The following is a 22,155-nucleotide window of genomic DNA, read 5'->3' on the forward strand; positions in this document are numbered from 1 at the left end:
TGATCCGCTGACCGGCAATCAATGGGGATCTCGTACCGACTGGTTTTCGCTCCGCGTTGGTGAACGAACCGCATGCTACAAAAATCCAAGACGAATGAATCGATGTCGCAAAAGTTTCTGATCACAGTCCTGTCTGTCTCCACCACAACCTTTCTCCTTGGCGGACTGGCCAGCTACTGGGTTGGGGGGCAACTCTCACCTGCCGTTGATTCCGCACCCGAATCCGCGCCGGCGAACCCGGCGGCAAACCGAGGCGGCCCGCAGGCTCAACTCGTTCGCGTCGACTCGATCGAGCGGGAGGAGTTCACCCCTGTCCGCACGCTGGTCGGTGATTTGATCGCTGTCCGTCGCGCCACCATCGCCACCGAGGTCGCGGGCAAGATCATCGAATTGCCGGTGGATGAAGGCAGTGCCGTGATCGCTGGCAAAACCCGCTTGGCGCGTGTCGACGACACTTGGACCAAATTGGAAGAGGACAAGATTGCGACGCAAATCGCCGAGCAACAGGCGACGTTGGAATTCGAGCGTGCCGATTTGAGTCGCTACGAAGACATGCTCAAACACAACGCGGTCTCTCTCAGCGAAACCGAGCAAAAGCGATCGCTGATCGAAGGTCTGGAAGCGGGGCTTGCCCAGCACAAAGTGATGCTTCGGGAAGCCAATGAGCGGGATTCGCGTCTGGAGATCTTTGCTCCCTTTGACGGAAGCGTCGTCGCAAAGCTGGCCGAGGTCGGCGAGTACCTGCCCATCGGCAGCCCGATTGTTGAAATCGTCTCCAGTGGTCGGATCGACGCTCGTATCATGGTTCCCGAGGAATCGCTGGCGTTGATCCGCGTGGGCGACACACTGGACCTGCTGATCGATAGCCTGGGCATCGAACTTCAAGGCGAAGTGGCATCGATCAATGCACAAGGTTCCGTTGGCAGCCGAACGTTTCCCGTTCGAATTGCGATGGACGATCAGGACGGCATCCTGTTGCCTGGCATGGGAGTCAGTGCTTTTGTCCCGATCAAACGAGAGTCAACCGAACTGCTGGTTCCCCGTGACGCGGTTCTTAGAAAGCCAGATGAATCGACGATTTGGATTCTTGAGCGGGGCGACTCGATCGCTGGCGATTCCACTGCGGCAACCAGTGGGAAGCCAGATGCGCCGGAATCGAGCGGGCCAGCCAATTGGACCGCTCATCCCGTCCCAGTTCGTGTGCTCTCGCATACGCGAGATTCGTACGCCATCTCCCCGGTCCGAAAAGTCGATCGACCGCGATTGGAGCCGGGGGTGCAAGTCGTGACCGAAGGATTGGAACGACTTGTTCCAGGTGCTCGCGTCAAAGTGGATCCAGACACCTCCGAACTCGCCGCTGTCCCTGGGACCTACCGCACGGGCCAACAACTGAGTGACCGTGATCGATAGCAGAAAGATGACCGACACACGCCGCGGACAAAACCATTTCTGAACGACATCAAGACGCACTGCCATCATGGATCCCATCAAATTCGCCATCGAGAACCCTGTCAAAGCCGCCGTTGGCGTGATCTTGGTTCTGCTGTTTGGCATCATTGCCTTTGCGCAGATTCCGGTTCAGTTGACTCCGGACGTCGATCGTCCCGTCATCACGATTCGGACGCAGTGGTCGGGACGCAGCCCCGAGGAGATTGAGAAGTCGATCATCATCGAACAAGAGGAGAAGTTGAAGTCGGTCCAAGGCCTTTGGAAGATGACTTCGGTGGCCAGTCTTGGCTCCGCCATGACGACGCTTGAGTTCAATGTGGGATCGTCGCCCGAGCGAATCCTGCAAGAGGTATCCAACAAGATCGATGAGGTCCCCGAGTACCCCGAAGACGTGGACCGACCGATCATTGATGTCGCCGATACAGCCGGTGACGACGCGATCGCGTACCTGTTGTTGCAAGCTGAGGATCCCGATTTTGAAGTCGCGACGTTCTACGACTATGCCGATCGGTTTCTCAAACCCAGTCTGGAACGAATCGAAGGGGTTGCCGAAATTGATCTGAAAGGTGGCCGCCAACACCAAGTCCAAATTCGTTTTGACCCAACCACCTTGGCGAGGCGAGGGATCACAATTACGGAGCTGAATGCGGCCCTGCGTCTGGACAACGTCAACGCCTCCGCAGGCGATATGGCGAACAACCGGCAAGACGTCCGGTTTCGAGTCCTCGGCCAATACGACTCACTGGAACCGCTCCGCAACACGATCATCAAGTACGACGACATGGGCAGTCCCGTGCGCGTCGCGGACATCGCCGATGTGGAACTCGCCTTGGAAAAGACGACTCACTTTGACCAATGCAAAGGTCAAACATCGATGACGATTTTTGTCAAACGAAAGACTGGCAGCAACGTGCTCGACATCATCGAGCAAGTCAAAGTCGTGGTCGATCAAATGAATGCCCCGGACGGTGTTCTGCGGAGTTTCAAAAACGACCGTTACGGGCTAAGGCTGCGGATGGCGTTTGATGATTCGCACTACATCTACAGTGCCATCAATCTTGTCAAAGAGAATTTGTTGATCGGTGGTGGACTGGCGGTGCTGGTGTTGCTGCTGTTCCTTCGCAGCATTCGGTCGACGTTGATTGTCGCGGTCTCGATTCCAATTTCCGTCATCGGCACCTTTGTGATCATGTGGTTCGCCGATCGAAACCTGAACGTGATCTCCTTGGCCGGGCTCAGTTTCGCCGTCGGGATGGTGGTCGACAACGCAATTGTGGTTTTGGAGAACATCGATCGACATCTCAAGCGAGGATCCAGCCCGCGGCAAGCCGCGTACGAAGGCACCAAGGAAGTCTGGGGAGCCATTCTGGCATCGACGCTGACAACGCTCGCCGTGTTCGCACCGGTGTTGACGATCCAAGACGAAGCCGGCCAGTTGTTCTACGACTTGATTCTTGCGATCTGCGCCGCGGTCGGACTGTCGTTCGTCGTGTCGATCACCGTCATCCCTGCCGCGGCATCGTTGTTTTTGCGTTCGTCGACCGTGACCAGCCCGATCGCTCGTTCTGCGTCTGACTTGTTCGGCATTGCTCCCGTGTTTCAGTGGCTCGGGAACGGTTGGGCATCGCTGATTCACCTGTTGACCTATCGCAGCATTGCCAGTGCTTGGCTGCGGGTTGTCTTGATCACGCTCACCATCCTGGTTTCAGTCGTGATCAGCATGATCTTGATGCCGCCTGCGAGTTACCTTCCCAACGGGAACAAGAACTTCACGTTCTGCCGGATGTCGACACCTGCCGGCTATTCCGTGATGGAGAACTTTTACGTTGGGCAACGGATCGAAGAAGCTTTGAAGCCGTTCTGGAGTGCAGAGAGTTCCGAAGAAGCGTCCGCTTATGGCCCGATCACGGACCAACGGTCAGGCAATGTGTTCGAGACAATTCCCGCTTTGAAGGAGTTCTTCTTTGTCGTGGCTCGCGGAAGTGTGTTCATGGTGGGGATCAGTGATGAACCTGACAACGTCGAACCCATTGCAGCGGTTTTCAACAAAGCCTTTGAGGTGATCCCGGCCAGCAAAGGGGTGACTTCTCAGAAGTCGATCTTTGGACGTGGGGCGGGCAGTTCCAATGCCGTCGACATTGAAATCAGCGGGAACGACTTGGTCCGTCTGAAAGCGGCTTGTTCTCACCTGGAGCGGGAATTGAAGCTCGCATTCTCGAAGTTTTCCGTCCGTGCCTCACCCAGCAATTACAACGAGGCCGGACCTGAACGGCAGTTGCAGATCAAACAAGAGGTCGCGAAACGCTTGAACATTAGCGTCAGCGAGCTGGCCATGTCGGCGCGTGCAATGATCGATGGATCGTTCGTCGGCGATTTTGATTTTGAAGGCGACAACATCGATCTCTTGCTGATCCGCGACCCTGCCATCGAGATTTCTCCTGACGATGTTCCCGATCTACCCATCGCTGTTCGCGAGGCCAATGGGGAAGTCGCGATGGTTCCATTGGGGCAAATCGCCGAATTCGTTTCGACCGAAGCGTCCCAAGAGATCCGGCGAGTCGAACAGCAACGAGCGATCGCACTGTCGGTCACACCGCCGGAGAATATCGCGTTGGAAGAAGCCCAAGCGACGATCCTCGAGATTGTTGCCGACGCCCGTGCCGAGGGACGGCTGGGCAACGACATCTTTGTCTCGTTGTCGGGCAACGCGGACCGCCTGTCGGAAGTCCGGGCGTCGTTGATGGGACGCTGGACAGGATGGAATTGGGAGTCAATCGGAAGTGTCGCCCTGAGTCGATTCTTCTTGGCGATGGTGATCACCTATCTGTTGATGACCGCTCTGTTTGAAAACTTTCTCTACCCGCTGGTCATCATGTTCACGGTGCCCTTGGCGACGGTCGGTGGCTTCATCGGTTTGTGGTTCATCCGTCAAAATGACCCGACGCAACAACTGGATGTGTTGACGATGCTGGGGTTTGTCATTTTGGTGGGCGTGGTGGTGAACAATGCGATTTTGATTGTGCACCAAGCTCTCAACAACATGCATGGCCGGCATCACGATGGCGAGGGCGATGCCGAGCCCATGTCGCCGCGGGATGCGATTCGCGAATCCGTTCGCACTCGCATGCGGCCCATCTTCATGACCACCTGCACGAGCGTGTTTGGAATGTTGCCGCTGGTCATCGCGCCGGGTTCCGGCAGCGAACTGTATCGCGGGTTGGGTTCGATCGTGGTTGGCGGGCTGTTGTTCTCGACCGTGTTCACCTTGCTTGTGATCCCGTTGCTGTTCAGCTTGGTGATCGATGCTCGGCGACTGATCTGGAAGTCGTGAATCGGTTCTCGGTGGTTCAGCAGACCGGGGACTGACGCCCCCGGCAAAGGCTGTGTCGGCCTTTCAGGCCTGATACATTGGCTTATCGGACTAGGCCCGATAGGGCCGGCAGAACCATTGCCGGGGCCGTTAGGCCCCGGGTGATATGCGTTTTGAGAACAGTAGCCCCGAATGGGGCGACACAGATACGCCAAGGGCCAGCCATGTCGACTCATCAGCAGCTTCTCTACCACATTGTCTTCAGCACGAAGCGTCGCAAGCGCCTCTTGAATGATTCGATTCGCGATGATGCATTCGCCTACCTCGCTGGAGTTTGCAAACGGTTGGATGGTTTTGCGTTGGAGGTGGGTGGCTACTACGACCACGCTCATTTACTCGTACGGATTCCGGCCCGTGTTGCTGTTTCTGACTTCGTGGGGAAGGTCAAAGCAAACGTGAGCAAGCACCTGAATGAGGGCAAACTCATTGGAGTTCCTTTTGCGTGGCAGGATGGATTCGGAGCCTTTTCAGTCAGTCGCTCGAACAAGGAAGCGGTTGGTCGTTACATCCGCGGTCAGATGGAACATCATCGAAAGCGGACCTTTGAAGAGGAGTATTTGGAGTTGTTGAAGAAGCACGAGGTTGAGTTTGATGAGCGGTATGTGTTTGACTAACCCCTGTGTCGCCCCGTTGGGGCTTTTTTGATTGTGGGTGTTTGGCAAACCGGGGACTGACGCCCCCGGCAATGGCTGTGTCGGCCTTCCAGGCCTGATGTTTTTTGTCAGACTGCAGGCCCGATAGGGCCGACAGAACCCTTGCCGGGGCCGTGAGGCCCCGGAACTGTGCTCGATGAAAACCACAGCCCCGAATGGGGCGACACAGAAACTCCCTGAACCAGCCATGTCGACCTTAGCTCTTGGAACGTTCCACCAATTCTTCGACGAAGCGGACTGCCCAGGCGAGACGTCTCATGGGTCTTGAGTTGCTGGTTTGGTTGGCCAAAATCTCTGGCGTTCGTGGATCGCATTCTTTGGTTTTGGGTTTCAACGCGATCGATTTCAGCACGATACTCGGCGTGAAGTCCGCTCCGACGTCTTCCAGCAACTTGGACGTGCTGCGATGGAAAGTAGCGACGCGATCATCGGGCCGAAGGAAGGCTCGCCAGCGTTTACGAAATTCGTCCACGGAGACAAGCGGTTGCAAATCAGCCGAAGTCAGCCGCAAGCGATTCATGAACGCTTCGTCTTTCAATGAATCGGACTGGATTGCACATCGAAAGAATTCGCCCGTGCCCATGCGGACCGCGTTCCAATACAGCGGTGCGGGCGGTTGGTTGGGCGTGCTCGACCCGTCGCCGGTGTTGCCACGTTCTTGTTCGCCATAGGCGACAACAATTTTGCTGATGTCTTTGGTCAGCACTCGCGGCACGTTGGGAGATCCAGGCCGGCGGGCTTCGTTGTGACGCCAGTTGGATTTTGAGACCTTGAGCTGATCCACGATCATGTGGTCGAACACATCCAACAAGCGGTCGAACCCAGGTGTGTTGGGCTCAATCGCGGACAAGGCCGCGACGGTGGCTTCCAGCGTCGACAGGGCGTGCTCGTTCGGCTCTCGGCGAATTCGGTAACGCCCGGGTTCCGAGGGAGCCAGTCGATATCGGGGCAACGTTTGGAGCCTTGGAATGTCGCGAAAGAGTGTCTTGGCATGATGCCAGGTTCCGTCGATCACGACCAACTGCCGGGGCCGTTCCTCAGGCTCCAGGTCTGAGAGCAGCTTTGCGTTCTCGCCGGGATACAACAAACCGACCCGATCACTGAGTGGCATGGTGGCGAACCGCTCCGCCAGTTCATGGTTGTAAGCCACCATGACCTGGCACCTTTGCAGCGATTGGCTGACGATCCGGGCGGTGTTGAAGGGGTGGGATCGTTCGCGCCGGTGTTGCATGATCAACACCTCGGTCTGGTTGGCGACCTTCGGAATCAGCTTGCAAAAACAAAGCGACCGGGGGCGGAAGCAGACGTGGCAGCGTGTCGGCGAGTCGGGATCGACCAAGGATTCGTTCGGATTCAGCGATTGGGTGGCGATCGGAAAACGTCTGGAGCGAGGGAGCGATGAGATGAGCGACTGCGAATAGTTCTAGAAGAAATTGCAATGGGAGGGTATTGGGAGTCCGAGTGGGAGGCCAATGTTGTCACCTCAATCGGGGGTGGTGTGGATCGGGACAACGTTGCCCCTCCGACGGCGCAACAGAAACCCCGCCTGCAACGAATCGGCAGGCGGGGTTTCGAGTGTTTTCAGAGATCGCGAATCGACCGATCAGTTTTCTTCGCGGATCGAGATGTCTTTGAACTCGACCGGGTCGTTGTGACCGGCGAATCCGAAGTGGCCGGAGGTGCGAGTCTTGCCTGGGTGAGCGCTGCCTGCCATGTAGTCTTCCACTTGGGAGACATCGGCATCGAGGATCACGTTGCCATTGAGTTCCACTCGGATCGTCGGTCCGATCACGGTGACTTGTTGGAAGTTCCACTCGCCAGTGGGACGCAGGTAGCCGCGGGTCGCAGCCGCCATGCCATAGGCCGAACCATGGTACTGGCGTTCATCCAACGTGGCGTAGGCGGGGTGATCGTTGTCCAGGACTTGCAGTTCGGTCATCGCCGCATAGGCCGGGTTGCCTTCTTTGGGGGCCCGGATCGCCAGGCCGTTGTTGCCGCGTGCTGGCAAACGGAACATCAAGCGGGCGGAGAAGTCGCTGTATTCCTTTTCGGTCAACAGATTGCCACCGCGTCCCTTTTGGCATTGGACGGAACCGTTTTCGGTGACTTCGTAATCGTTGACCGCTCCGATCCAGCCATCAAGGGTTTTGCCATCGAACACGGAGACGAAGCCGTCGTTGTGGTGGGCGGCCAAAATCGAATTGGCTTCTTCGGTTCCCAATGGACGCACTTCGAGGTTTCGCCAGCGGATTTCACCGCCATGCGTTTGCAATTGAATGGGGCCGGAGGCGGGCAATGGTTCGTCACGCCGCCAGTAGTTTTCCATGATGGCGTGATCGACGGTTTGCTTTCCGTTCAGCCACACCGACGTGCGTGAACCGACCTGGATGATGTGAACGGTGTTCCATTCGCCAAAGGGCTTGTCAGCGAGAACCAATGGGTCTTTGCCGGGGGCCTTGGGGGAGTTGTTCCACAACGCTCCGCTGCCCAGGTTGGATCCGATGTTGAATTTGCCCTCGTCGGTGTAATCCCAAATCTGGACTTGCGGGGTGCCTTTCAAGTAGATGCCACTGTCAGCTTTGGCGACGGTGCGGTACTCCAATTTCAACTCGTAGTCCGAAAAGTTTTCGTCCGTGGTCAGGTAAGCCCCGTGACCGTCGTTGACCAATTCGCCGTTTTCGATCGACCAGTGTTGCTTGGCGTCTGCGGTCCATGCTTCGATCTTCGCCGCACGTTCTTCTTCGGACAGTTCGGCGAGTTTGTAAGGGTCAAAGTGGGGTTGGCCGTGCCATCCCGTCATGTCTTTGCCGTTGAACAAAGCTGTCCAGCCTGACTTGGCGTCGGCGGTGTCTTGGGCATGAGAAGTCGTGAGGGCGGCAAGGCACAAGGCCACGCAAAGCGGCAAGCGATGGTTGAAGTGGAATTTCATGTTGCAACGTTGAAGTGGTAACCAGGATGAAGTGAGTCAATCGAACGCACGCGTGGCGACGTGTCGTTCATGCATGGTTGCTCGCCAATGTGCGACGACGAAGGCGGGAACCGTTGGGGCAATGGAACGGCCAATGACGCTGGAGGCAGGCCGAGTCGGCATGATGAACCAGTTGGCATCAAAGTGTTCGAAGGAGGTGGGCAAGAATCAGGCAGGGTTTCAGACGTGACCTCACAATGGAGGTGGGACAATATCCGAAGTCCTCGTAGGATAGTCATTTCCAAGTCGCTGATGTTGCGGCTGACCGCCAATCGCTGAAATGTGCCGTTGATGTCCGACAGTCCACCCTTATCCGCCGTAACGCCTGCCCACGTCGTCCTCTATCAACCGGAAATCCCCCAGAACACGGGGAATATCGGTCGCACCTGCGTGGCAGTGGGTGCCAAACTGTGGATCGTCGAACCAGCTTCGTTTCAGTTCGATGAAAAGCGATTGCGTCGAGCCGGGTTGGACTACTGGCAGTACCTGGACTGGGAACCGGTCCCGTCCTGGGAGGCTCTGTGTGAGCAACTGGATCCAGAACGGTTCTTCTTCTTTTCAAAGTTCGCCAAGCGGACCGTTTGGGAAGCCGATTTTGCGTTGGGAGATGTGTTGGTGTTCGGCCGCGAAACCAGTGGGTTGCCCGCGACAATTTTGAAGCCCCATGATCCGAGAGCATTGCGGTTGCCAATGAGAGAACAAGTCCGAAGTTTGAATTTGAGCGTCACCGCCGGAATCGCGTTGTACGAACATCAACGTCAAACAACGACCATCTCGTAACCGCAGGGGGGCGATCGAAGTTCGCATTCTTCGGGATTGTCCCGAATCAATTTCCCGACTTCGATTCCAGCGAAAGTTGCAAACCATCCGGTTCCTCAGCACTGGACGGTTTGTGCTTTTCTCAGGCCTTTGGGCGCCCGAGAGAATTGGCATTGGCGAGTGGGCGTTGGACGAGCAAGCGTGTTCCAGGGAATCGTTCTCCCCAATTCAGTGCGGCTTGTTGAGCAGCCTGCTCCGTTTCAAACCAAGTGAACACACCGGGGCCCCAACTGCTCTGTCCAACGCCGTGCAATCCAACGGCGATCAATTGTTCAATCAGCCGCGTTGTGGCATCGCCGTTGTAGGGACCGCCTTGAACTGGAGCAAACAGTTCGCCACTGGATCGGTTGTACTGGGTCACGGCGTCTGCGAATCTCGAGAAATCCTTTCTCGCGATCGCGGGGATCATCTCTTCGGTGAGAATTCCAACGAGTCGTGAACGATCATCAGGGTGCGCCGGTTGCAACGCGTCGAATTGCTGTTGTTCTTCGTCGCCGCTGATGGTTTCCGCGGAGGACACTTCGTCCATCAACACCACACCAACCCGCCATGCATCAGGAAGTTGGATTCGCTGGTCGATTGGGTTGAGTTGGGTTCCTCTCGATCGTTGGCGGTCGAGACCTTCCACGATCAAACCGGGTTCAAAGAATCCATGCGAACCAACGGCGCTCCGCCGGCCTCGGTTGGCCAGTTGGAGAACTTGCTCTCGAGCGGGCGTTTCACCGGATGTTTGTTTCAGCAAGGCATCGGCAATGGCGAGTGACAGCTGAGTCCCGCTTCCCAAACCATGGTGCGACGGAGCGGCGTGAAGGACTTCGATGGCAACCGCCGGAGGCGAGGCGTTGCCGGTCATCTGTTGCCAACGCTGGACGATTCCCGCAATTCGGTCGTGATGTCGAACGTCCGATGCGAAGGCGGAGGCTGCACTCACGCGAACACGGGTGGGCGGGCCATCGATCATCACCCCACAACCGCCAAACGGCGGTGCGACGTCCAGCAATCCAAAGTGCAGACGCGCGCCCGTTTGAACTTCGACGCTCATGAGACATTCGTCTCTCGCACGTGTTGTTCAATCAGTTGCAACGCTTCTCGTTCGTCGTCGCCGCCTGTCTTCTCAACGGCGATCGCGGCACGTCTGAGTTCTTCTGAGATTTCTTCGTCCGGCAACAGATGCAAACGGGTCGCGGCGATTGCCGCTTCGATCACCGCGTGTTTGGCACGATTGAATCCAAAGAAGGGATCCACGATCTGGGAATCCAAGCAACTCGCTGTCAGTTCATGTCTGGGCGGTGTACCGGCACGGTGCGTCACGCGAATCGCGAACCAGCGATGGCAGTGCGTCAGCCGAACGTGCGAGCTTTCCAGTCCAGGCACAGGAATGACCAACTCCGATGCATCGACCTTTCCAATTGCCGTTTGAGCGATCAACAAGGCGTCGTCGATCACATGAATGACGGCGTTGCCATTGTCGAGAAGATTCGTGCAGGTCGTGGAACCCTGGTAGGGCCGCAGTAAAAACGTGGGCAAGCCCTCAGCGGAAGCAGAGGGATGCACGATTGGCCCCAGCGGAGCCAGGTTGACGCGGCCCTGTGCGTCCAAGGTGGTGACGAGTGATTCCAAAATCATGGATTCACGCCTCCGCCGGTTTTGGTCGGCGAGATTGAAATGGTTGGCAGTGGGCTGCGTTGAAACCTTGAATTGCGGTTGAGCGGTTGCTCATCGGGCTGATGACGTTGAGCCAAACCGATGAAGTGTTCGAACATCGCCAGTCCATCTTGGGTCAACAACGATTCGGGATGAAACTGAACCCCGTGCACACAGCGGTCGTGATCCGCCAATCCCATCACCAGGCCGGGATCGTCAGCGGACCAGGCGGTGACTTCCAAAGACTCCGGCAAGGTGGTCGCATCAACACGGAGCGAGTGATACCTCCCCACTTCGAGCGACGATGGCAAGCCTGCAAAAACGCTGACGCCACGGTGCCTTATGGGGACCGCCATCCCGTGCATCGGCGGGCCGACCACGACTTTCGCTCCATAGGCCGCCGCGATCGTCTGATGCCCCAGGCAGATTCCCAAAATGGGAATGCGGCCGGCGAGTTGCCGGACCACTTCGAGAGAACAACCCGCGGACTCGGGGCCGTGGGGACCGGGCGAAATCACGATCGCACTCGGTCTCATTTTGACGATTTGTTCGACCGTCAGCGCGTCGCTGCGGACGACCTGGGTCCGCAGCCCTTTTCCGGGCTCGTCTTCCATTGGCAGGTTGTTGCCAGTGCGGTTCCGACGAGCGGCAACGCGGAGATACCGCGCCACGTTGTGAACGAAGGAGTCGTAGTTATCGAGTAACAGGATCAACGAGCAACAGTATCAAAACGGCTTCACGGATGGTTCTGCCAATCGCGAATCAACGCCGCGGTTTGGCGAATTTGATCTTCTCGATCAATTTGACCACCTGATCGCCGTCTTTGTAACCACTGACCGCGGTGATCGCCCGAATCACGTATTCGTACCGCAAGTTGTAGTCCGTGTCGATTTCGATTTCCGGCCCCTCGCCCGCTTCGACCTCCGTGGGCGTTGACGAACCGATCATCCCAACGACCTTCGCACGCAGTTTGTCGAAGCTGGTCGCGTCGTTGCCCATCTGAATGTCATTCAGTTCAATCCCAGCCAAGGATCCTGCGGCGTCGGATCGAAGTCGCAGTTTCAACGGCAGGTCGGTTGGATCCAGGCTGCTGCTGCCCTGACCGGCCAGCGGCATCTTGATGCTGAAGTCGCCTTCCATCTCGACAATTTTGAACGTCATCACAAAGAAGATCAGCAGCAGAAAGACAATGTCAATCATGCTGGTCATGTTCAGCTCAGTGCCCTGGCTGGTTTCGCGGTTGCGAATCTTCATGAGCGATCCTCTTTGACCCGCAAGGCAAAGTTCTCCAGCTTGGAATCCTGGCAGACCCGGATGATCTCTTGGACCTCACCAGCGGCGACATCTTTGTGCCCGCGGATGATCACGTTGGCATCGCTGACAGCTTTGCCTTCGGCACGAACCACAGCCAATTCCCGATCCAGCCCAATGCGGAGTGTTTCAGCGGTGTAGTCGTCTCCGCCCAAAAAGACTCGACCGTCTGCACCGACGTGCAGGATGATCGGAAACTCAAGCGCGACTTCGGGCGGTTTGACCAAGCGACTGTTCGGCAACACCACGTTGTCGTTGGCTTCCGTCTGAGCGAAATTGATCAGGACCATGAAGAAGGCGATCAACTGAAACGTCATGTCGATCATCGGCGTCATGTCACCTTCCGCCATGTCGACTTCGGTGCGTTTGACTCGCATCAGCCACGGGCTCCGGACTTAGGCGACAGGTCTTCAAACTTGCTCATCAGGTTTTCGCTTTCCACGCCGACTTCCAGCAGCAGTCGAGCGACGCGGTTGCGAAGAATGTTGTAGGCCGCAATCGCGGGAATCGCGACGGCAAGGCCAACCAGCGTGGTGAACAAAGCGGTCGAAATACCGGCCGCCAAATCAGATGGTTTGGGCGTTGAACCGCCAGTCGCGATGACTTGGAACGAGGAGATCATCCCCTGAACCGTTCCGAACAATCCGATCATGGGCGACAGGTTGCCGATCAAGGCCATGTAGCTCAGACGGTGCTCAAGCTTCATGCTTTCCTCTTCGCCGACTTCCTGCATCGCTTCGATTGCTTTGCTGTATCCTTTGCTGACCTTCGCCAACCCGGCCGCCAGAACCTGACCTAGCACGGACTCGTCGGCTTTCGCGAGGTCATAAGCACCTTGGTTGTCGTTGGCCGCGATGCGTTGGCTGAACTCTTCGACCAATTCCGTCGGGCACAGCGTGTCGCGTCGTGCTGCCAACATGTTCATGACGAACAGAGACACCAGCGTCACTGACAGCGCCAAGAAGACGATCAGGTAGGCGGCCCCCAAGGATTCAAAGACCCATGCCAAGAGTGATTGATCAGCGGCTGGAGGAGCCGTGTTGGCGTTGCCACCGCCTGCATTGGCTGCCCCTGCGTCACCAACGGGTTGCTCCGCGGCACCGGGACCAGCCGGCTCGGCAGGTTGTTCCGCGACAGGATCTTCGCCGAACTCCGCCATCGCATCGTCTTGAGCGAAGCTGGTCGTGGGCGACGTCCCGAACAAAACCAAAGAAGCGAGAACAAGACCCACACAGAAGAGCCAAGTTCGAGGAGCCAACAGTTCAGCAGGACGCATCATCGATGAAACAACCACGGAAGGAGAGAAAAGTCGAGTGGGTACGGATCAGAATAATCCACGCTGACGCCCGTCGCACCACCCCTGAGGCGGTTTGTGCTCCCAAAACTCAGTCGGTGGTTCCGATTGAACGGTTCATTCCCCCGAATCGTTTCAACTTCCGTGAGCATGGGCTGTTTGAAGGGACCCATTCGGCGGAGAGTTGTCACGGAGCTGGACGTCAGACATTCGCATGGTCACCACTTCCGCCAAGAAGAGTTGCGAACGATACAATAACGATTGAAGACCTCGTTTGTTCTCACGGAGCGATGGATTTCGCCAACCACACTCGTTGGAGCGTTGGAGAGATTGCTTGTCAGAGGAGACGCGACGACGGTTGGACTTCCAGCAATGAACATGACCTCCCACCAAAGATCGAGACCCCATCATGCGAAGCGAATTGGACGCTGCGATTGCTCACCTTCATGAACAACTCGCAGACATTGACGATCTGGACCCCGCTGAAATCGAACGACTCAAATCCGAACTCGATGAGATTCGTGAAACGCTGGATGAGCAAGATGTGAATTCAGCGACGCTGGCCGAGCGTTGGAAAACGCAGGTCGAACATTTTCGTGAGTCGTATCCGGTGCTGACCGAAAACGCGGGCCGTGTCGCGGACATGTTGGCACAGATGGGAATCTGAAGTCGGGACCGAAAGGGGTTCCGAGAACAGGTGTTGCTGACGGTGGTTGATCTTGTCCGACCTTCCTACAATCCGTCGTTTTCGTACCTGTCAACTCGCATTTGAAGATCGATATGTCGCCCGCACCCGAGACTCGCGTTGCCACCCCACTGAATGTCCCCGACAGCGACGCCTTGCGTTTTCTGCCAGAAGGTCCGATGGCGATGGTGGGCGACGGCAAATTGTCTTGGGTTGGAATCCAACACGGTGCCGATGTGACTCACGGCAGCATCAACGTGTTGGAGCTTGCCACGCAAGCGAACCAGTCGTTTGATTTGCCGGGACGTCCCGGTTTCGCGTTCCAGTGTCAAACGCCGGGCAAGTTCGTTGCTGGTGTCGAACGTTCGCTGGGGATCTTCGACACCAACTCAGGTGAGTGGACGCCGTTCTGCGAGGGCGTGGACGACGACGTCACCAACACGATCATCAACGATGGCTTGGCATTCGAAGACAACTTGATCTTCGGAACGAAGGACTTGGCGTTCGCAGAAAAGAAAGCGGGGTTGTACCTGTACCGGGGGAGCGATCAAAAGCTGATCCGCCTGCGTGACGATCAAATCTGCAGCAACGGCAAGATGATCCGTCGAGACGATGCGGGCAATTTGTTCTTGATCGACATCGATTCGCCGACACGGACGATCGTGGAATATTCGTTGGACGTTGCCGCCGGAACGATGGGTGAGCCTCGCGTGGTGTTGGATCTGACAAACGACCCGGGCGTCCCTGACGGTGCGATTCTGACGCCCGATGGAACCGGCATCATTGTCGCGATTTTTCATCCCGGAGTGGCGGAGCACGGTGAGACTCGTCTTTACGATCTGGCGAGCGGTGAGCTTCGCATCGTGTGGCAAACACCAGGGTCGCCACAAAACACGTGTCCGGCATTGGTGCCTCAGGAAGGCAAACTGAAATTGATCATCACGACCGCCGTTGAAAACTTCAGTTCGGAAGATCAAGCCAAGTGCCCCACCGCAGGGCGACTGTTTGTTGGCGAAACGGATTACGCCGCAGACGATTCATTCGAACGAACCGTTTGGCCGGTTTGAGTGTGGGTGATCGTTGCAAACGGCCGTTGGTTCACGTGGGCGTTGGTTTTGTGCGATGCACGGGGTTCGCGGTGGTTGGCGTGTGGTGTGGGGCGAGGTCTTGGCTGGTTGGAATGTTGGGTTGGTTTGGATGTTGAGTTGGTAACCGGGCCTAACGGCCGTCGGCTCACTTGGGTGCTGGGTTTGTGAGCCGCTCGGCGTTAGCCGCGGTTGGAATGATGCGGGGCGAGGTCGTTGTTGGTTGGAATTTTGGGTTGGTTTGGATGTTGGGTGGGTAACCGGGCCTAACGGCCGTCGGCTCACTTGGGCGTTGGGTTTGTGCGATGCACGGGGTTCGCGGTGGTTGGCGCGTGGTGCGCGGCGAGGTCTTGGCTGGTTGGAACGTTGGGGTGGTTTGGATGTTGGGTGGCAACCGGGCCTAACGGCCGTCGGCTCACTTGGGCGTTGGGTTTGTGAGCCGCTCGGCGTTAGCCGCGGTTGGCGTGGGGGGCGGGGCGAGGTCGTTGTTGGTTGGAACGTTGGGGTGGTTTGGATGTTGGGTGGGTAACCGGGCCTAACGGCCGCCGGCTCACTTGGGCGTTGGTTTTGTGAGCCGCACGGCGTTAGCCGCGGTTGGCGTGAGTGCGGGGCGAGGTCTTAGCTGGTTGGAACGTTGGGGTGGTTTGGATGTTGGGTTGGTAACCGGGCCTAACGGCCGTCGGCTCACGTGGATGTTGGGTTGTGTGAGCCGCACGGCGTTCGCCGCGGTTGGCGTGCGGTGCGGGGCGAGGTCTTGGCTGGTTGGAAGGTTGATCGGCGTGCACGAGGGATCTGATGGCGGTATCTTTGATGTCTGTGAGGGACATGCGTTTGTTGCGTTTCATTGATTGACCGATAGCCAAATGTCACCGCCTGCGAATCATGGAAGACTGAGCGAGTTGGGACAGGGGGCCGAATGACGCTTTCCCCCGGTTGTCATTGTCAATGGCTTGACCACCCGAGGTTTCAAAGTGAATTCCGAGCCAATTGCCTTTTTCATCACCTTCACTGTCTACGGATCGTTTTTGCAGGGTGATCGGCGATGGTGGCGATCGCGGACGGACGGGGTGAAACCGCCGCAGCCGAAGCTTGAACAATGGCATCGCGATCGACTGAAACACGATGTCCTGTTGCTTCACACTGATCAACGTGTTTCGCTCAAGGGGGAACTCATGCGGCTTTCCAACCACTGTGGTTGGAGACTGTGGAGAGCCAACCCGCGCTCCAATCACGTGCATGTGGTCGTCACGGCACATGGATTGGCCGGACACAAGGTTTTGAGTCAGATCAAGGCAAACTGCACCCGCGTGTTGCGAGAACGCTGGCCCGTTTTCATCGGACGTCCTGTCTGGACGTCCGGTGGTGATTGTGAGTTCATCGATCGGGAGGAAGAACTTGAACGCGTGATTCGCTACGTCGATGAGGCGCAAGATCGAGTTGGACGCGAAGCGTGACTGATTTTGTGAGCCGCACGGCGGTTGGCGCGGTTGGTGTGCGGGGCGAGTTTGTTGTTGGTTGGAATTTTGGGGTGGTTTGGATGTTGGGGTGGCAACCGGGCCTAACGGCCGTCGGCTCACTTGGGTGCTGGTTGTGTGAGCCGCACGGCGTTCGCCGCGGTTGGCGTGGGGGGCGGGGCGAGTTTGTTGTTGGTTGGAATGTTGTGGTTGTTTGGATGTTGGGATGGTAACCGGGCCTAACGGCCGTCGGCTCACGTGGGCGTTGGTTTTGTGAGCCGCACGGCGTTAGCCGCGGTTGGCGTGTGGTGTGGGGCGAGGTCGTTGTTGGTTGGAACGTTGGGGTGGTTTGAATGTTGGGTTGGTAACCGGGCCTAACGGCCGTCGGCTCACGTGGGCGTTGTGGGTTGTGAGCTGCACGGGGTTCGCGGCGGTTGGCTGGGGCGATTGGGGTCAGTGCAGGGGGCGGATGGAAACGGTGTCGATTCCGGCCATCCAACGTGCGATCGCTTTTTCGTTTTTGCCAGTGATCTTGATTTGTATCGTCACGGGTTTTTCGGGCGTCAATTCGACTCGTTCCCACGTGACTGCAGGCATGACTTTGACGTCGCGGGAATAACCGTCGAATGACTTCTCCGATTGTTCGTTGACTTTCAGTGACAACGTGGCGTAATCAATCGCCCCGGTCAGGTGCATTTGAATCTCGGCGGGACCATTGATCTGATGGGGGACATTCAATGTCAGCGTCGATCCCACCTGTCCGCCGGTCCACCACAGGTGATTGTCGGCCGACCATTGATCGTTGAATGGCTTCATATTTTGGTCTTGAATTTGACCGCCTTTGACATCGGCGGAACGAATCAGACTTTCCGCCTCAATTGCCCACTCCCGGCTGTATGCAGGACCCGGGCTCATCAGGTAGCCAAACAGGTCACGGACTTGGTTGGGTGACATCGGTTCAAGTTGGCCTTCGGGCATCAGCGATGTTTCCGAGAGCTTTTCGATTTCAACGTCATCGAGTGACAACACGGTGATCTCGGAGGGCGTTTGAACCGTCACCGCGTCTTCATTCCGCGAGCGAACCAATCCAGAAACGACTCTTCCGTCTGCCAGCAAGAACGTCGTCATCTGATAGGCGTTGCCAATCACCGCGTTGGGTTGCAGGATGTTTTCCAACCAGTAGTTGACGTCGCTGCGGTTGGCGCCGGTGAGGTCGGGGCCAATCGGTTCGCCTTCGCCAAACAGACGATGGCATTTGCCGCAGTTGGTTTCGTAGAGCTTCTTGCCTTCGGCGCGGTCGGCCGATGCGAGTGAGGCAGGCGTCAGCAACCCGGAATACTTTTCGTGCATTTGCTTGGCTTGTTCACTCGTCGATCCAATGCGTCCCCAAGCCGCTTCCAAACGCTTGCGCGCGGAGTCGTCTGTGAACGGCAACGACAGCACATTTTGGATCGCGTACGCCGGAACGATTGTTGGTGGGATCACGTTTTCTTCCATCGCGGCGATCAACTGAATCGCGGAATCGATCCGCGAAGTCAGGGTGGCTAACGCATCGGACTGCTTTTGTGGGGACCAACCTTGAAATCGTTGGATCAGCAGCGGAGCGATCTTCGGTGAGTCATACGAGGCGAGACCGCGAACAGCTTGGGAGCCAATTTCGCGATCGTCGATCAATTCCAGCATGACTTCACCGAGTTCTTGATCTTTGGCCTGCGTGAGCAGTCGCATGGCATCCAAGCGAGCCGAAGCCGCTTGGGAAGGATCGGTCAGAATCTTGCGCAACTCGGGAAGTGCCGATGCGTCCCCAAATTGAATTGCCAAGGCACCGACGAAATCCCTCGTGCTGGTCGCCGAGGCTCGTTCCCGAAGCAGCTGAGAAACGTGAGGCCACGCGTTTGGCATCACGACACCGCCGCGACTGCGCGCCGATTGCAACAATTCCTCCAGCATCCAGTCGAATTGATTGTTCACGCTTCCTTCCTTGGCCATCCCCTCAATTTTGTTCCCGATCGATTTCACCAAGGCTTGCCTTCCCTCGGGTGTCGTCGCCGTGCGACGAGTCACGAACCGTTGCAACTGATTCCAGTTGCCATTGGAAACAACGCTCATCACTCCGGCGGGGTCGACGTCGACGACCGGTTCGATGCCGTACCAAATCAACCAAGGCAGGTTGCGGTCGTTTTGGTCGATGCCGTGCTTGAGCAGTCCACGTGCGATACCGAGGCGTTGCGATTCTGGGATGCGCTGCAGAAACGACGCGAGGTGACGACGGGTGACCGGTGACGTTTCGGAATCCGCCATGCGCTGGAGTTTTGCAAGCAGATCCGTCGACAAGGTCGGTTGTTCCTCACCAATCAACTGGACTGCCCATCCGCGAATCAGGGGATCGTTGTCGTCCAACAGCGTGGTGAGATCGGTTGCAACGCGAACTGCGTTTGAACTTTGCGAACCGTTGACCGGAAGCAGGTCTGATGTCCAGGCCGTCCATACGGCTTGCAGTCGATGTCGACGCGGCAGCTCAGCTCGCAACAACGCAGTCAGTTTGGAAGCGAGTTGAGCTCGATCGAGCGTTCCCGCTGCGGCGCGTTCTTGCAGAATGCGTTGCGACTGACGCACGAAGTACGCGTTTGGATGTTGCAGGTTCTCGACCAGTTGATCGAGGCTTTGTGTCGACAGGTCAAAGCGATACGGTTGCAGGTCCCCGTAGCGAATTCGGAAGAGGCGACCGTTGGTGCGGTCCCAGATTTCATGGTCACGGTGGTGGCAGGTTTGGTCGTCGTGCCAATCCGATGTGTAAAGGGCTCCGTCGGGGCCTTGCATGATCCCCACGCCGATCTGTTCGTGGTCGTGTGACATCATGAAGTCAGGGCGGTGCCGACCGATGTAACCGGAACCTTCTGGCTCGAGGTGTTCGCGAACGATTCGGTGGCCGTGCAAGTTGTGGAAGAACAGTTCACCACGGTAGTGAGCCGGAAATTCATCGGCTTGGTAAATCGTCAAACCTGCATGCGCATGCCCGCCGCCGACCATCGACGTGGTTGCGACGGTGCGGCGTACCAATTCGCGATCGACCCGGTTCGCTGAATTGGCGGATTGGAACGTGCCATCACCGTAGTGAAGGTGATCCGCAATGGTTTTGATGTCGTCATAGGTGTGCGGGTTGAAGTGCTGGCCTGCCTGGCGGAAATACCTTCCACCGTGCGACAGATGAAACAGGTGCGGAATCACACAAGCGCTGACGAACCAATCGCCGTCTTCGTTGAAGTCGACTCCCCACGGGTTGCTGGTTCCATGCGCGTACACCTCGAATTCGTGTCGCACCGGATGATATCGCCACACGCCTGCGTTCAAAGGAACGCGATCTTCTTTGGCAGTGCCAGGTTTGCCGACGTTGGAATGGGTGAAGACCCCATGGCAACCGTACAGCCACCCATCCATTCCCCAAGTGAAACTGTTGAGGGTTTCGTGCGTGTCCTGGTATCCCCATCCATCCAGCAACACGGTTGGTTCCGCGTCTGGCACGTCGTCGCGATCCGCATCGGGATAGAACAACAGCTCAGGAGCCGCACCGATCCAAACGCCTCCGAAACCGACTTCGATCCCGCTGGCGAGGTTCACACCTTCGGCAAACACTTTGTGGGTTTCGAATGATCCGTCGCCATTGGAATCCTCGAGGATCAGGATACGGTCTTTGCCTTCGCCTTCAGGAGCCTTCGTGGGATACGTGTTGCCTTCGATCATCCAGATCCGGCCACGATCATCGAAGCACATCGCGATGGGTTGGACCAATTCCGGTTCGCTGGCAACAACATCAACCTCGAATCCGTCGGGCAGGTTCATGTGCTGGGCCGACTCTTCAGGACTCAAACCAATTGCATATTCTGTTTGCGGCAGCTTCGGGGTTCGCCAACGTTCCGCGACGTGGGGCCGTTTGTTTTGGGGGACGTCGCTGAGGTCGGTTTGGAAATGGACGCTCAGGCCCTTTTTGTTTCCTGCCAAAACGTCCACGCGGCCGTCGCCGTTGATGTCAGTGACGATGACTTCGACGCCCACGCCGGCGGTTTCGTGAATGACGTGGGGAATGAATTCGATGCCGCCAGATTGGTCGCTCTCCACGTTGCGAAACCAAACGACCAAGGGAGCTTGCAGGCCGCCAGGGTCTTTGCCGCCGTGGGCGAAGTAGCGTTTGCCGGTCACGATGTCACGCCGTCCGTCGCCATCGACGTCGATCGATTCCAGGGCATGCATTTGGGATGTGGCGTACCCGTGTGGATTGTGCATCGACGATTCGCCGCTGATTTCGTGGGCGACAAACTGCCCGGCGACGGTTTGTTCAAACCACGCCAGTCCGTACCCGTGCGCATTCTTGGACGTGACCAAGTCGGAATCACCGTCGCCATCGAAATCGTGCACATGAATTTGAGCACCTCCCCCACCGTACGGTTGGGCAATCCAAGTTTGTCGCTGCCACAAGTTGGTTTCCGTTGCCGAGTCTTCGGTGTCCGGGTGTTTCCACCAGTGCTGGCGGTCGATGATGTCCTGCTGCCCGTCACCATCGATGTCGCCGACGCCCAGCCCATGCCCGAACGGTTCGATTGCCGTGCCGGGTTCCGAGATTGGGACCCATTTCCAAGGCTGAGTCGGGTCGTCCAAGGAGTCCGCCGTGTAATAGCCATAGGCTCGATCACGGGCGCACACGAGTTCCGGCAACCCACCAGGAATCAAATTCACCCAGGCGGGAGATTCGTTTGAGACCCGCGGGGCGATCGTGTGAGCAGCCCAGGTTGGCGCGTCGCCACGGGCGTCAAACTCACCTGGGTTGATGTACAGCGTTGCGTTGCGGCCAGGAAAACCGACCGAGATCACGTCGAGGCGGCCATCCCGGTTGACGTCGCAAACGTGGGAGAAAAAGTGTTGGCTGTATCCCTTCACCGGAACCACGTTCGGTTCTGCGAGGGAATTTTGAACTTGATAGTCGGGGCCTTCGAACCACACCGGCCCGTACACCAGATCGTTCAAGCCGTCACCGTTCAGATCACCGACAGCAGAGCCTTCGGCGAAGAATTGGTCGGTGATCTGGTGCGATTCCCAGCCGACGTGAGTGTCTTCGAGCTTGGAAGGTGTTTCCTGTGCGACGACGGGACTGGCAAGCCATCCGAGCAGCAGTGCTGCCCAGCCCAATGAGGCTGTGCAGGACACTGAGGTGGGGCGAGTCATGAACGCGAACAGATTCATGTCAAAAAACCGGTGGGAGGTCGGGGAAGGCGGATTGTCAGGCGGGACCGCGGCTTCAAAGCGGCAATGGCAATGCGAAGTGGACTCGCGAAACCAGAAGTCAGGTTGGTGTTCCGATTGCGAAGTGAGACCGCCGCGGAGGCTTCGTATGGCCGATTCTTTGCCCGAAACCGTCAGGACCTGATCTC

At 57.3% G+C, this 22,155-nt stretch carries 16 protein-coding genes; 7 read left to right on the forward strand and 9 right to left on the reverse strand.

Features of this window, described 5'->3' with window-relative positions; all coding sequences use genetic code 11:
• The first annotated feature begins 72 nt into the window (after window positions 1-72).
• From RISK_RS16335 to tnpA, 3 genes are all read left to right on the forward strand, one after another.
• Window positions 73-1,410 (forward strand): efflux RND transporter periplasmic adaptor subunit, encoded by a 1,338-nt coding sequence (locus tag RISK_RS16335; RefSeq protein WP_047815395.1) that lies wholly within the window; start codon window positions 73-75, stop codon window positions 1,408-1,410.
• A gap of 67 nt (window positions 1,411-1,477) precedes the next feature.
• Complete coding sequence (locus tag RISK_RS16340; protein WP_047815396.1) at window positions 1,478-4,780, forward strand: efflux RND transporter permease subunit; 3,303 nt, start codon at window positions 1,478-1,480, stop codon at window positions 4,778-4,780.
• A 203-nt stretch (window positions 4,781-4,983) separates the two neighbouring features.
• Window positions 4,984-5,433, forward strand: a complete 450-nt coding sequence (gene tnpA, locus RISK_RS16345) for an IS200/IS605 family transposase (RefSeq protein WP_047815397.1) — start codon at window positions 4,984-4,986, stop codon at window positions 5,431-5,433.
• Window positions 5,434-5,668: 235 nt separating this feature from the next.
• Here the strand turns inward: tnpA and RISK_RS16350 are convergent, their stop codons facing one another.
• Window positions 5,669-6,877 carry a tRNA-uridine aminocarboxypropyltransferase gene (locus RISK_RS16350; RefSeq protein WP_102017613.1) on the reverse strand — a complete coding sequence of 403 codons (1,209 nt, stop codon included), beginning with the start codon at window positions 6,875-6,877 and terminating at the stop codon, window positions 5,669-5,671.
• 198 nt (window positions 6,878-7,075) lie between these two features.
• Complete coding sequence (locus RISK_RS16355) at window positions 7,076-8,401, reverse strand: 3-keto-disaccharide hydrolase (RefSeq protein WP_047815399.1); 1,326 nt, start codon at window positions 8,399-8,401, stop codon at window positions 7,076-7,078.
• A 330-nt stretch (window positions 8,402-8,731) separates the two neighbouring features.
• Between RISK_RS16355 and RISK_RS16360 the strand changes: the two genes are divergently transcribed.
• On the forward strand, window positions 8,732-9,220 hold the full coding sequence (locus tag RISK_RS16360) for a tRNA (cytidine(34)-2'-O)-methyltransferase (protein ID WP_047815400.1): 489 nt from the start codon (window positions 8,732-8,734) through the stop codon (window positions 9,218-9,220).
• A gap of 121 nt (window positions 9,221-9,341) precedes the next feature.
• On the opposite strand, the gene RISK_RS16365 is transcribed toward RISK_RS16360, so the two are convergent.
• The 6 genes from RISK_RS16365 to RISK_RS16390 are packed head-to-tail and all read right to left on the reverse strand — an operon-like array spanning window position 9,342 to window position 13,493.
• On the reverse strand, window positions 9,342-10,301 hold the full coding sequence (locus RISK_RS16365; protein ID WP_047815401.1) for a GHMP family kinase ATP-binding protein: 960 nt from the start codon (window positions 10,299-10,301) through the stop codon (window positions 9,342-9,344).
• Window positions 10,298-10,885 carry a DUF447 domain-containing protein gene (locus tag RISK_RS16370; RefSeq protein WP_047815402.1) on the reverse strand — a complete coding sequence of 196 codons (588 nt, stop codon included), beginning with the start codon at window positions 10,883-10,885 and terminating at the stop codon, window positions 10,298-10,300. Before RISK_RS16370 ends, RISK_RS16365 begins: the two co-directional genes overlap by 4 nt.
• Window positions 10,882-11,616, reverse strand: a complete 735-nt coding sequence (locus tag RISK_RS16375) for an anthranilate synthase component II (protein ID WP_047815403.1) — start codon at window positions 11,614-11,616, stop codon at window positions 10,882-10,884. The genes RISK_RS16370 and RISK_RS16375 overlap by 4 nt, the downstream gene beginning before the upstream one ends.
• Window positions 11,617-11,665: 49 nt before the next feature.
• Entirely contained in the window at window positions 11,666-12,157 is a 492-nt protein-coding gene (locus RISK_RS16380) for an ExbD/TolR family protein (RefSeq protein WP_047815404.1), read from the reverse strand.
• On the reverse strand, window positions 12,154-12,591 hold the full coding sequence (locus tag RISK_RS16385) for an ExbD/TolR family protein (RefSeq protein ID WP_047815405.1): 438 nt from the start codon (window positions 12,589-12,591) through the stop codon (window positions 12,154-12,156). The genes RISK_RS16380 and RISK_RS16385 overlap by 4 nt, the downstream gene beginning before the upstream one ends.
• A complete protein-coding gene (locus RISK_RS16390; RefSeq protein ID WP_047815406.1) occupies window positions 12,591-13,493 on the reverse strand; it encodes a MotA/TolQ/ExbB proton channel family protein in 903 nt (300 codons plus the stop codon). The genes RISK_RS16385 and RISK_RS16390 overlap by 1 nt, the downstream gene beginning before the upstream one ends.
• A 424-nt stretch (window positions 13,494-13,917) precedes the next feature.
• On the opposite strand from RISK_RS16390, the gene RISK_RS16400 reads away from it, so the two are divergent.
• From RISK_RS16400 to RISK_RS16415, 3 genes are all read left to right on the forward strand, one after another.
• Window positions 13,918-14,175 (forward strand): DUF4404 family protein, encoded by a 258-nt coding sequence (locus tag RISK_RS16400; protein ID WP_047815408.1) that lies wholly within the window; start codon window positions 13,918-13,920, stop codon window positions 14,173-14,175.
• A 113-nt stretch (window positions 14,176-14,288) separates the two neighbouring features.
• On the forward strand, window positions 14,289-15,260 hold the full coding sequence (locus tag RISK_RS16405; protein ID WP_047815409.1) for an SMP-30/gluconolactonase/LRE family protein: 972 nt from the start codon (window positions 14,289-14,291) through the stop codon (window positions 15,258-15,260).
• Window positions 15,261-16,249: 989 nt separating this feature from the next.
• Entirely contained in the window at window positions 16,250-16,732 is a 483-nt protein-coding gene (locus RISK_RS16415; protein ID WP_047815581.1) for a transposase, read from the forward strand.
• 453 nt (window positions 16,733-17,185) lie between these two features.
• Here RISK_RS16415 and RISK_RS16425 read toward each other — a convergent pair whose 3' ends face one another.
• A complete protein-coding gene (locus RISK_RS16425; protein ID WP_047815412.1) occupies window positions 17,186-21,967 on the reverse strand; it encodes a PVC-type heme-binding CxxCH protein in 4,782 nt (1,593 codons plus the stop codon).
• Window positions 21,968-22,155: the final 188 nt, after the last annotated feature.

The organism is Rhodopirellula islandica (assembly GCF_001027925.1).
Taxonomy (GTDB): domain Bacteria; phylum Planctomycetota; class Planctomycetia; order Pirellulales; family Pirellulaceae; genus Rhodopirellula; species Rhodopirellula islandica.

Bases quoted from the DNA above. Each gene is read 5' to 3' on its own strand.
- RISK_RS16380 (WP_047815404.1), bottom strand. From the start codon at position 12,157: ATGAAGATTCGCAACCGCGAAACCAGCCAGGGCACTGAGCTGAACATG.
- RISK_RS16335 (WP_047815395.1), top strand. From the start codon at position 73: ATGCTACAAAAATCCAAGACGAATGAATCGATGTCGCAAAAGTTTCTG.
- RISK_RS16400 (WP_047815408.1), top strand. From the start codon at position 13,918: ATGCGAAGCGAATTGGACGCTGCGATTGCTCACCTTCATGAACAACTC.
- RISK_RS16425 (WP_047815412.1), bottom strand. From the start codon at position 21,967: ATGAATCTGTTCGCGTTCATGACTCGCCCCACCTCAGTGTCCTGCACA.
- RISK_RS16355 (WP_047815399.1), bottom strand. From the start codon at position 8,401: ATGAAATTCCACTTCAACCATCGCTTGCCGCTTTGCGTGGCCTTGTGC.
- RISK_RS16360 (WP_047815400.1), top strand. From the start codon at position 8,732: ATGTCCGACAGTCCACCCTTATCCGCCGTAACGCCTGCCCACGTCGTC.
- RISK_RS16405 (WP_047815409.1), top strand. From the start codon at position 14,289: ATGTCGCCCGCACCCGAGACTCGCGTTGCCACCCCACTGAATGTCCCC.
- RISK_RS16370 (WP_047815402.1), bottom strand. From the start codon at position 10,885: ATGATTTTGGAATCACTCGTCACCACCTTGGACGCACAGGGCCGCGTC.
- RISK_RS16340 (WP_047815396.1), top strand. From the start codon at position 1,478: ATGGATCCCATCAAATTCGCCATCGAGAACCCTGTCAAAGCCGCCGTT.
- RISK_RS16385 (WP_047815405.1), bottom strand. From the start codon at position 12,591: ATGCGAGTCAAACGCACCGAAGTCGACATGGCGGAAGGTGACATGACG.
- RISK_RS16390 (WP_047815406.1), bottom strand. From the start codon at position 13,493: ATGATGCGTCCTGCTGAACTGTTGGCTCCTCGAACTTGGCTCTTCTGT.
- RISK_RS16365 (WP_047815401.1), bottom strand. From the start codon at position 10,301: ATGAGCGTCGAAGTTCAAACGGGCGCGCGTCTGCACTTTGGATTGCTG.
- tnpA (WP_047815397.1), top strand. From the start codon at position 4,984: ATGTCGACTCATCAGCAGCTTCTCTACCACATTGTCTTCAGCACGAAG.